Consider the following 11,450-nt stretch of genomic DNA (forward strand, 5'->3'; position numbering starts at 1 on the left):
GCTCCATTGACGTTACACTCCGGGTTTGCCCTATGCTAGGTGTGAACCCGGTCCCCATGCTTGCCAACGGCACCAGATATCCGGCGGTGGCTCAGGGCCGATTTTGTCTGTTCGGAGCCTTTATGTTCTACTGCCGCGCCTTCCTCCGCTCCGTTCTTGATATATCCCGCCGTGGCCGTTTCGGCCGGTTTGGTCGCGGCATAATCTGCGCTGCGAGCCTGAGCCTTGGCAGCGCTGCGGCACTGTCGGCAGCGGAGACGCGGCTGGTGGCCCCCGGATCAGACGGTGATTTGCGTGATCTTTTGCAGGATGCCTCCGCGACGCTGGCCACCAGCGCCCGGGGAGAGACCGGCGTTCAACCCTTGATGGCCGCAGCGCTGTCGGATTACCGGACGCTGGTTCAGGTGCTTTACGATCAGGGATATTTTTCGCCGGTGGTGCAGATCCGCGTCGACGGACGCGAGGCGGCAAGGATCCAGCCGCTGAACCTGCCGCGCGAGATCAAATCCATTATGATCACAGTGAAAGCAGGGCAGAAATTTACCTTCGGCACCGCCGAGATCACCCCCCTGCCGCAAAAACGCACTGTCGATATTCCCGAAGATTTTGCCACCGGGCGCACCGCAACCACTGCAGTGCTGCGCGATGCGGCCAACGCAGGGGTTGAGAACTGGCGCTACGCCTACCATCCGCAGGCAGAGGTCGGCGGCCAGTCAATCACCGCCAACCATGTTGCGGCACGGCTTGATGCCCGTTTGCGACTGGCGCCGGGACCGCAACTGCGCTTTGGTCGGCTGCAACTGGCCAATCCCTCCGCCGTGCGGGCGGAGGCGATCCAGCGGATCGCTGGCTTCCCGACCGGTGAGGTGTTTCACCCCGATCTTCTGTCCAGATCCGCAACCCGGCTGCGCCGCACGGGCGCGTTTTCCGCTGTCACCATTCGCCCTGCTGAACGCGCCAATCCTGACGGCACCCTCGACTACGTCGCCCGGATCGAAGATCAACCGCCTCGGCGCTTCACCTTCGGGGCGGAGCTGAGTTCCTCCGACGGGCTGGAGGTGAGCGGCTCCTGGATGCACCGCAATCTTTTTGGTGGCGCGGAGCGTCTGAGGTTTGAGGCCCGGCTGTCCGGGATTGGCAGCGCCAATGACCTCGACGGGCGTGTCGCTGTGCGTCTGGATCGGCCTGCCGCCTTTGGCCCCGATGACAGCCAGTTCTACCTGCTTGAGGCAGAGAAGCTGGACGAAGAGCATTATACCGCAACCCGTGGCCTGGGCGCTGTGGGTGTCCGGCGGGTCTATTCCGATAAACTCTTTGCCGAGGCGGCCCTGGGGTTTGAGAGCGTCCTGGCCGAAGATGTCTTTGGCAAGCGCCGGTTCAAATATCTGGTCGGGCAGTTACGAGCAGAATATGACGGGCGCGACAGCAGCCTGAGCGCCACCAGCGGCTATTATCTTGATGCCCGCGCCGTCCCCTTCATCGGGATTGATGGCAGCAAGTCCGGCCTGCAGCTGAAATTCGACGCCCGCGCGTACAAAGGTTTTGGCAGTGATGACCGTATCGTGCTGGCGGGACGGCTGCAGATGGGATCGGTGATCGGCCCGTCGCTCTCCGAGGTGTCGCCCACCCTGCTGTTTTATTCAGGCGGTGCGGGCTCCGTGCGCGGGCAGGAGTTCCAATCGCTGGGTGTGCCTGCGGGGGGTGGCACCTCAGGCGGGCGCGGGTATCTGGCCCTGTCGGGCGAAGTACGGGGCCGTATCGGTGAGAAATTCACCCTCGTAGGGTTCTATGACGTCGGCTTGGTGGACGCGGATAGTTTTGTCTCCTCGGACTCGGCCCGCCATGCCGGGGCCGGTGTTGGCTTGCGCTATGACGTGGCCGGGATCGGCGCCATTCGTTTGGACCTTGCCTATCCGGTGGACGGTGGCAGCGACGATGGTTTGCAATTCTATATCGGCATAGGACAGGCATTTTGAAACATCTCCTCGCAGCCCTTCGCCCTGCCGCCCTGCTGTCGCCACTGCTGTTTGCGACCACGTTGGCCATCGCCCCGACACCGCCCCTAGCGCAGGATCGCGAAGAGTCCGGCGGCTTGCTGGTCGATTTTCTGGAAGACACGCTCTCCGGTGAGAGCCGCGCCATCCGCGTTACCGGGCTGGAGGGGGCGCTGTCCTCACAGGCCACGCTTGAAAAGCTGACTGTGGCCGATAGCGAAGGCATCTGGCTGACCATCGAAGGCGCTGAGCTGGACTGGAACCGGCTGGGCCTGCTGCGCGGCGATTTCTCCGTCAATACACTAAAGGCAGATCGCATCCACGTTGAGCGCGCGCCGACTGCACCGCTGGAAGACCCCGATCTGCCCACTCCCGAAGCAGCGCCATTCCAGCTGCCCGAGCTGCCGGTGTCGATCAATATCGGCGAAATCAAGGTGGGACGTCTCACCCTTGGGCAGGATCTGATCGGGGTGGCGGCTGTGCTGAGCCTTGATGGATCCATGAACCTGGCCGATGGCACGCTCGACAGCGCCTTGCAGATTGCCCGCCTTGACCGTGACAGCGACCGGCTCGACCTCAAGGCGGGGTTTGCCAATGAGACCGGCACCATCACCGTTGATATGATCCTGGAGGAGGACGATGGCGGGCTGGTCTCCACCGCATTGGCCCTGCCCGGCGGCCCCGACATCCGTCTTGCTCTGCAAGGCAGCGGCCCGGTTGAGGATTTCAACGCCGATCTGACGCTGGACACCGATGGGACACGCCGCATCGGCGGCACCGTGGTGCTTGCGGCGGCGGGCGATGCCCCTGCGGACCCGACCCAAGGCAGCCGCCCGATCGGATTTCGCGCCGACCTGAGCGGCGATATCACAGAACTGGTTGATCCGGTTTATCAACCCTTTTTCGGCCCCGATATGCGGGCCCGGCTGCGCGGTCAGACCCGTGCTATGGGCGGTGTCATGATCGATGATCTGGCCCTCACGACGCAGGCACTGGACATCTCAGGCTTTGTAGAGGTTGCCGCCGGTGGGGCATTGGAAAGCGCCGATTTGCGCGCCGATGTGACCCCGCCGCCCGGACAGGAGGCCGTTGTATTGCCGGTGGCGGGCGGCTCCACCACCGTCACGGACCTGTCCCTGCGCGCGGAAAAACCGGCGGGGCGCGATTGGACCGTGGCCGCACAAATGGAACGGCTCAACAATCCGAGCCTGCGGATTTCTCGTGCTGAATTGGAAATGACCGGCACCCTGGATCAAAGTCAGGGCCTTTCGCTGGATGGGCAGATCGCAGCTGCCCTGACCGGACTGGTGCCAACAGATCCCGCGCTGGCTGAGGCTCTTGGCAGCGCGCTGACCTTTGACGGGCGGGTGACCACGGATGGCCCGGGGGCGCTGCGCATCACCGATATGCTGCTTTTGGGTACAGACTATGGTGCCACCGGCGCGGTGACCCTCGACGGGCTGGAAAGCGGGCTGCGGATTGCGGCCGATATCGAAGCCAACGCCCAGAACCTCGCCCGGTTCTCAGACCTCGCCGGGCAATCGCTGGACGGACGGATGACTGCCACCGCTGTTGGCTCTGCCATCCCGCTGTCAGGCGCGTTTGACATTGATCTGTCGGTGCTGGGGCAGGATCTCTCCGCCGGGCTGAAACCGGTTGACGACCTGATCGGCGGCACCACCACAATCGCACTGAAGGCCGCGCGCGATGAGGCTGGGCTGCGGATTGACCGATTTGATCTGGACGCAAAGGCGCTGACCGCACAAGCCAACGGGCAATTGGGCAGCGCCTCTGGCCAGCTCTCCCTAGGGGCAACGTTGAAACAGCTGGAGAAAATCCTGCCACAGGCCCCCGGCCCCTTAGCGTTCAGCGCCGAGATCACCCGTGACAACAAGACGTTCTCTGGCGTTGCAGAGCTGCGGGGGCCCAAATCCTCACGTGCAGAGCTGACCGGTCAGATGACGACCAACGGCGATGGCGATCTTCAGTTCGATGCGGCAATCAATGCGCTGGAACGCTTTGTGCCCACCCTTGCAGGCACCCTCAGCGCCAAGGGCACCGCCAGCCGTCGCGCCGGGGTCTGGACATTTGATGGCGCCGCTGAAGGACCGGCAGGATTATCTGCGGATCTTGATGGCACGGTCTCCGAGAACAAGGGCGACGCCGATATCACCTTTGACGCGCTGGTGGCCGAAGTGCAGCGGTTTGTGCCCGGACTGCCGGGACGGTTGACCGCGGAGGGCACCGCGCGCCGCCGAGACGGGGTCTGGCAGATCAATAGCCGCGCCATTGGCCCTGCAGGTGTCACCAGCACCGTCGCAGGCAGCTGGGACGAGGTGCAAGGTCGCGCTGATATCGATGCCAAGGGGCAGTTGCGCTTGGAAGGGTTGAACCCGTTCATTTCCCCCAATCTGATCCGTGGCCCGGCACAATTTGATCTGTCGCTGAAGGGCGAGCCATCGCTGGCAAATCTGAGCGGTCAGATCCGCACCAGCGGTACCTCATTGGCCATTCCAGCCGCGGCGCAGCGGATCGATGCCATCAACGCAACAGTCTCTATCGCGCGGTCCAGAGCAAATATTCAGCTGACAGCTGCGCCCCGTGATGGTGGCCAGCTGCGTGTTAGCGGACCGGTCGGATTGATCGCGCCCTTTGATGCGCAGTTGCAGATCGCCCTGGCCAATATCGGGCTGAGCGACCAACTCTCCTATGAAACCGAGCTGTCCGGTGCGCTGACGCTCTCCGGTGGTCTGATCGGCACCAACCGCCTGTCCGGGCGGATCGATGTGGGCGAGACCAATATCAACCTGGCCACCGCTGGCGGGTCTGTGACCGCCGCCCCAATCCCCGACATCCGGCATCAGGGCGAACCCGCCGAGGTGCGCCGCACCCGTGCCCGCGCCGGTCTGATCGACAGCGGCAATGGTGGCAGCGGCGGGTCCGGCCGGACTTTGCTGGATGTGCTAATCAGCGCCCCCAATCGCATCAATGCCCGTGGGCGCGGTGTGCGCGCCGAACTGGGTGGCCAGATCCAGCTGCGTGGCAGCACCGCCAATCTGGCGCCCGCTGGTCAGATCAGCCTGATCCGGGGCACCTTCGATATTCTGGGACGGCGGTTGGCGCTGGATGAGGGGCAAATCACTCTGCAGGGCGATTTGCGCCCCTATCTGCTGCTGCGCTCCTCCGCCGCGACCTCCGAGGGCACCGCAACGCTGGAACTTTCCGGCCTGATTGACAGCCCCTCGATCAAGGTGACCTCCGACCCGGAACGTCCCAGCGAGGAGGCGTTGGCGCTGTTGCTGTTCGGGGATAATATTCAGGATCTGTCCCCCTTGGCCTTGGCCCGGCTGGCCGGATCGGTCGCCACCCTCAGCGGACGAGGTGGCAGCAACCGCGCCGAGGGTAAGCTGCGGGACGAGACCGGGGCCAGCAATGTGGAACTCGGGCTCGACAACCTTGGCGCGGGGCTTCTGGATATCGGCGGCTACGTGTCCGAGAACGTCTACACCGATTTCAACGTTAACACCCGTGGCGACAGCGAGCTGAGCATCAACCTGGATGTCAGCAAGAGCCTGACCGTCACAGGCAAGGTTGATGGCGAGGGCGAAACCGGCGTTGGTCTGTTCTTCAAGCGCGATTACTGACGCGCGCCCTCACCCGCTGAGGTGCGTCAGCTGCCGCGACCGGCTCTTTCAATCGCGAAACGTGCTGCACCGCTAACCCCGGCGGCATCATCGGTGATCAGCCACAGCGGCGTGGTTTCACAACGGCTCTGCACGCCGGTGGCAGGTTGCAGGAAACTGTTGAGGAACACCTCACAGGCAGGGGTGCCAAGAATGCCGCGCGCCACGCTGCCCGCAAAGAAGACCCCCTGCCCCGGCATATAAGTCGGCACCAGCTCGCGGGCAAAATCCCCCAAGAGCCGCGCCCAACTGGTGACGGTTTTGGCCGCCGGGCTGTCACCATCGGCGAGATAATCCGCCACGATCTGCGCGCCACCTTCAGCGGCAACACCGTGCAAGGCCTGATGATACCGCACCAGACCCCGCCCCGAGAACAGGTCTTCGTTGGTGGCAAATTCACCTGCCCGAGCGCCGAGCAGATCCGTCAGCCCACGGGCGACAGGGGCCGACAGGCTGGTGTGGCCCATCTCCGCCTCTGCAGTGTGGCCATCCACGGAAAGCGACACGTTGAAGCCGGTGCCGATGCCCGCCACCAGCGCCTGTGTGCCCCGCTGATGCCCCGCCCGCAGCGACGACAGCTGGCCCGGGATCAGTGCAGGCAGCGAATGGCCAAGCGCGGCCAGATCGTTGATCACATCCACCCGCGCACCCGCACCCAGCTGCAACTGCTGCGCAAGATCCGCTGCGGTACCCTGCCAGTTGCGGTTGGTCAGCTGATATTCATTGCCGTAAACCGGCCCAGCCACGGCAATACAAGCGCCAGCCAGCGGCGGCAGATCCGGCTGGGCACAATAGGCCGCCAGAACATCGTCGAGGCTGGAAAAGCTATCATTGGCAAAGCTTTGCAGGGCAGTGACCCCGATTTCAGGCCCGGCAAGGGCCAGCCGGGTATTGCTGCCGCCCACGTCGCCAACCAGCACTGTCATATCCGAGCCCATGTGCTCTGCCTTTCTGAATGTCCGAATTTTGCGAGACACTGCCGTATTCAGAGCCGAAATGCAATTCTGCGACAGTCATAATTTTAGCGCTAACATTGCAAGCGCCTCCCCGCAATGTGCTTGCCACAGATGGTTGTTTTGCACAGTTTGGAGTTGTCAGACAGGAGCTCCGATGACCGGCACGACAGATCCCTCCCGCACAGCGGCCCCGGTCCCGTCCGACCCCATGACTGGCCGGATGCTGTCGCGCCTTGCGGGTTGGTTCGACAGCAAGATCGGCCTGCCGTTTGACCGGTTGCGCTTTCGCATCTCACTCCGGCATCTGTCGGGACCCCGGAAAATTGACCTGCCGCCTGAAGCTGTGACCGTGGTCGCGCTGGTCCGGGATGGCGCCTATTATCTTGATGTGTTCCTGGCCCACTACCGCGCGCTTGGGGTGTCGCATTTTGTCTTCTGCGACACCGGATCAACCGATGGCACGCTGGCGCAACTGGCGCAGGAATCAGATGTTTCCGTGCTGCAATCCCGCCTCCCCTGGGGGCGGTTCGAGAATATCTTTCGCGGCTATGCAGCGCGCAGATTCTCTGCGGATCGCTGGTGCCTTTTTGCCGATATGGACGAGATTCTTGACTTCGAGGGACAAGCCCAGCTCGGCCTGAGCGGGCTTCTGCGCTATCTCAACCGGCATGGGTATAGCGCGATGATGGCCCAGATGCTGGAGATGTTCCCGCAGGCGCCGCTGCGGTCGGTGGCGCAGCAATCCTACCCTGAGGTACAGCGAAGTTTTTGCCATTACGATATCAGCGCCGTCCGCGCCCTACCCTATCATGATCCGGCCACTGGGCTGGGTTTTTTCCTGTCCCGGAACCAGATCCCCGATGCGCCCCCGCCCAAGATGCAGTTTGGCGGCATACGCGGTGCTGTCTTTGGGGAGCGCTGCTGCCTGAGTAAACACCCGCTGGTGTTTATCGGCGCGGACATCGACCCGGCGGTGCATCCGCATGTGTCGGCTCAGCGTCCGCGTGGCCGACACAATGGCAGTGCTGAAACATTATAAATTTGCCAATGATCCGATGGCGCGGGATCAGGCCTCGCTCGCGGCGGATGCCATCCCCCATGGCGAGGATGCACTGCGGGTTGCGGGCTTTGCCAAGAGGCCTGATCTGACATTGTGGTCGCAAACTGCGCAGAAATACGATGGCCCCGAAACCGGACCTGCAGCGCTGCGCAAGGCCGGGTTTTTGCAGGTTTCGGCGCGCTACCTGGCGGAGATCGCAGACTAATGCCTGATGTGTCCTCTCCCACGCCCCCGGCTCCCACGTCCCCCATCGTTGACGCGGTGGTGATTGGCCGCAACGAGGGCGCACGGCTGGTCGCGTGCCTGAACAGCCTGCAAGGGCAGGTCCGCCAGGTGATCTATGTCGACAGCGGATCAACTGATGGATCGGTTGCCGCCGCCGAGGCGATGGGGATCAAGGTGATCAGCCTCGACATGAGCCAACGGTTTACAGCTGCCCGCGCCCGCAACGCAGGTCTGGCCCACCTGGATGGCGACTGTGAGTACGTGCAGCTGGTGGACGGCGACTGCGAGGTGGTGCCCGGGTGGATCACCGCCGCAACCGCACGGCTAGAGGCTGACCCGCAGCTGGCGGTCGTTTGCGGGCGACGGCGGGAACGCCAGCCTGAGGCCTCAATCTACAATCAACTGTGCGACAATGAATGGGACACGCCCATCGGCCCGGCCAAGGCCTGTGGCGGGGATGCGCTGATGCGGCTGCGCGCCCTGCAGGAGGTCGGCGGCTATCGCAACGATCTGATTGCGGGTGAGGAACCGGAGCTGTGTCTGCGTCTGGCGCGGGCTTAGCTGGGGCATCTGGCGGCTGGATGCGGAGATGACGTTGCATGACGCGCAGATGCACCGATTTTCGCAATGGTGGCAACGTAGCCGCCGTGCTGGTTTTGCCTTTGCCGAGGGTGCCGCGCTGCATGGCGCGGTCCCGAACGCCATTGGGTTGCTGAAACACGGCGTGCGTTGCTTTGGGGGGCCGGGATCCCTCTACTGATCCTGATACTCCTGCCGTTTTCAGGCTGGGCGCTGCTGCTTCTGCTGATCTATCCAGCGCAGGGTATGCGCCTCTCGCGCAGGATGGGCCGCACCCGTGCCCTCTATTCCGTGCTGGGCAAATTTGCCGAAGCACAGGGCGCGCTGGAATATCATTGGCTGCGGCTGCGCGGACGCAATCGCGGGCTGCTGGAATATAAGTAACCTCTGAACGCCAACCTGATCAGGGGTGGCGCAGCCGCAACGCATGCAGCAGCTGGCTCGGAAGGATCGCCATGCAGCGCAAATACCGCGGCCCCAGACGGCGCGGGCTGCTCAGGGCGCGCCACAACCACTCCAGTGCCAGTGCGCGCACCCAGGCAGGCGCGCGCTTTTGGTGCCCACCGAGAAAATCCAATCCCGCCCCAATCGAGGCAAAGCCGACCTCCGGCGCCAGGGCGCGGCCACGGGCAGCCATGATTTCCTGCTTCGGCGCGCCAAGGGCCAGAAAACACAAACCAATCTGTTTGCGCGCCAACTCGGACAGGATTTTCTCCGCTTCCGGGCTGTTGGGATCAAACACACCCGAGGGCGCGTGACACCACGCCACCTCAAGTCCCGGCACCTCAGCCTGCAAGGCGTGGGAGGCATCCTGAAGTGCAACGTCGGTGCTGCCCACCAAGGCGATGGGCACCCCAGCCCGGGCGGCCCAGCGGCACAGTGGCACCACCATATCCGAGCCCGGCATCAACGCCACGGGCCGCTGTGCAAGCTGCGACAACCAGACGATCGGGCGGCCATCCGCGACCACGAAATCCTGCGCGGCATAGGCTTTCAGAAACGCAGGCGAGCTGCGCATTTTCACCAGATGGTCGAGGTTGACCGTCGCCAATGCAAAGCCGCGGCGGGTCTGGAAATGCCCCATCACCGCCTGCTCCAGTCGTGCTGGATCGGCAATATTCACATCAATCCGCGTGCCCTTTATGTCAAAATACACCCGCTTCCCCCCAATGCGCCAGAACCAGCCTCCTCCTCGATCACATGGCCCCGTCTTCGTTTCAAGAGTTTACCTCAGAATACGAATGCGGGCGACAGCACAGACATCTGGGGCTAAAGTCATGATCAAGGGGGCAAATAGGAGCGTAGGGTCCGCACGCAATGCCAAATGCACTGGCCTATCTGATGCTGATCGCCTGGCCGGTGATCGCTCATAAGATGTTTCAGCGCCTGTCGTTGCAGCAGGCGATTTTGTGGTGCGTGATTGGCGGCTATCTGTTCCTGCCGCCTCTTGCCGTGTTCGACCTGCCATTGGTGCCAGATATGGATAAGGATTCCATCCCGGCTGTCGTTGCCTTCGTGATCTGTGCCTATATCCTGCGCAAACGGGTCGAGATTTGGCCACGCCATCCGGTGATGCGTGCGCTTGTGGCGATTTTTCTGGGATCGGTGATTGCCACCGTTGTGACCAATGGCGACCCGATTGTGTTCCGGGTGATTGAAAACGCCGAACCCATCGTCTTTCCGACCTACGCCCTGCCCGGCCTGCGCTGGCGCGATCTCGGCTCGGTGATGATCAACCAGATGATTGTGCTGCTGCCGTTCTTTTTGGCGCGGCGCTACCTGTCGCATCCCGACCAGCAGCGCCAATTGGTGATCGTGCTGATGATGGCAGGGCTGGTCTACTCCGTCCCCTCGTTGTTTGAGATCCGCTTCAGCCCGCAGCTGAACACCTGGATCTATGGCTTTTTCCAGCATGATTTCAGCCAGACGATGCGCCAGGGCGGGTTCCGCCCCATCGTGTTCCTGCCACACAGTCTGTGGCTGGCGTTGTTCATGCTGATGTCGGTTCTGGCCGCCACAGCACTGGCCCGCAGCGCAAAGGATCCGGATAAACGCCGATACACCATTGCGGCGGTTTATCTCTTTGGGGTGCTGGTGCTTTGCAAGAGCATCGCATCGCTGGTCTATGGTCTTGTCTTCACGCCCTTTGTCGCCATGGCGTCTTACCGAATGCAGATGCGGCTTGCCCTGGCACTGGGCGTGGTGGCGATTGTCTATCCGATGCTGCGCAATCTCGGGCTGGTGCCAGTGGATGCGATTCTGGCGCAGGCGCAGGCCTTCAGCCCGGAACGGGCGCAATCCTTGGGGTTTCGGTTTACCAATGAAGCGCTGATGCTGGACCGCGCCGCAGACAAGCCCTGGTTTGGCTGGGGCGGCTGGGGCCGCAATCTGGTGCGCAATCTGGAAAGCGGAGAGATCGAGTCGATCCCTGACGGGCGCTGGATTCTGGTGTTCGGCACCTTTGGCTGGGTCGGCTATATCGCCGAGATGGGCCTGTTGGCGGGACCGTTGGTTCTGCTGTGGCAGCAGGTGCGCCGTCATGCGGCGTCTACGCTGTCGCCTTTTGCAGCCCCTCTGGCGCTGATGCTGGCTGCAACATTGGTCGACATGTTGTTGAATGCCACGCTGACGCCGGTGACGTGGCTCTGCGCCGGGTCGGTTCTGGGCTATGCTGAGCGGCTGCGATATCCCGGTCTCTTTACGCCCAAACGGCAGCTGTTCGATGGCAATCAGGCACTGGCCTCCGCGCCATCAGCGCGCAAACGGCGCAGCGTGCTATGATGCCGCATTCTCTTCGCAATTTTGGCGGGATTGGACACAATCCGTCCCTAACGATACCGTATATCTTTTGCAGGGTTCACATTGCGAACAGGGTTTTCCGTCGGCTTGGGGGCCAGCGGGCGAACGCCCTGTTCACAGATTGGGGACCAATTCGTGCCACTGTTGCAGGGCC

At 62.9% G+C, this 11,450-nt stretch carries 7 protein-coding genes and 1 pseudogene; 6 read left to right on the forward strand and 2 right to left on the reverse strand.

The window, feature by feature from the left end; all coding sequences use genetic code 11:
* The first annotated feature begins 32 nt into the window (after nt 1-32).
* The gene (locus tag L0Z65_RS10875) at nt 33-1,976 is read left to right on the forward strand and encodes an autotransporter assembly complex family protein (RefSeq protein WP_405107511.1); all 1,944 of its coding nucleotides are present in this window, start codon (nt 33-35) and stop codon (nt 1,974-1,976) included.
* On the forward strand, nt 1,973-5,638 hold the full coding sequence (locus tag L0Z65_RS10880) for a translocation/assembly module TamB domain-containing protein (RefSeq protein ID WP_405107514.1): 3,666 nt from the start codon (nt 1,973-1,975) through the stop codon (nt 5,636-5,638). Before L0Z65_RS10875 ends, L0Z65_RS10880 begins: the two co-directional genes overlap by 4 nt.
* Before the next feature lie 26 nt (nt 5,639-5,664).
* Here the strand turns inward: L0Z65_RS10880 and L0Z65_RS10885 are convergent, their stop codons facing one another.
* A complete protein-coding gene (locus tag L0Z65_RS10885; RefSeq protein WP_405107517.1) occupies nt 5,665-6,615 on the reverse strand; it encodes an ROK family protein in 951 nt (316 codons plus the stop codon).
* A gap of 172 nt (nt 6,616-6,787) precedes the next feature.
* Between L0Z65_RS10885 and L0Z65_RS10890 the strand changes: the two genes are divergently transcribed.
* The 3 genes and pseudogenes from L0Z65_RS10890 (at nt 6,788) to L0Z65_RS10900 (ending at nt 8,881) form a co-directional block, all read left to right on the forward strand.
* On the forward strand, nt 6,788-7,672 hold the full coding sequence (locus tag L0Z65_RS10890) for a glycosyltransferase family 2 protein (protein WP_405107520.1): 885 nt from the start codon (nt 6,788-6,790) through the stop codon (nt 7,670-7,672).
* On the forward strand, nt 7,650-7,898 hold the full coding sequence (locus tag L0Z65_RS10895; RefSeq protein WP_405107523.1) for a hypothetical protein: 249 nt from the start codon (nt 7,650-7,652) through the stop codon (nt 7,896-7,898). Before L0Z65_RS10890 ends, L0Z65_RS10895 begins: the two co-directional genes overlap by 23 nt.
* Nucleotides 7,898-8,881: pseudogene (locus L0Z65_RS10900) on the forward strand (glycosyltransferase family 2 protein). Before L0Z65_RS10895 ends, L0Z65_RS10900 begins: the two are co-directional and overlap by 1 nt.
* Nucleotides 8,882-8,900: 19 nt before the next feature.
* Here the strand turns inward: L0Z65_RS10900 and L0Z65_RS10905 are convergent.
* On the reverse strand, nt 8,901-9,653 hold the full coding sequence (locus L0Z65_RS10905) for a WecB/TagA/CpsF family glycosyltransferase (RefSeq protein ID WP_405107526.1): 753 nt from the start codon (nt 9,651-9,653) through the stop codon (nt 8,901-8,903).
* A gap of 161 nt (nt 9,654-9,814) precedes the next feature.
* On the opposite strand from L0Z65_RS10905, the gene L0Z65_RS10910 reads away from it, so the two are divergent.
* The gene (locus L0Z65_RS10910) at nt 9,815-11,278 is read left to right on the forward strand and encodes a hypothetical protein (RefSeq protein WP_405107529.1); all 1,464 of its coding nucleotides are present in this window, start codon (nt 9,815-9,817) and stop codon (nt 11,276-11,278) included.
* Nucleotides 11,279-11,450: the final 172 nt, after the last annotated feature.

This window comes from Phaeobacter sp. BS52, from assembly GCF_045040595.1.
GTDB lineage: Bacteria > Pseudomonadota > Alphaproteobacteria > Rhodobacterales > Rhodobacteraceae > Phaeobacter > Phaeobacter piscinae.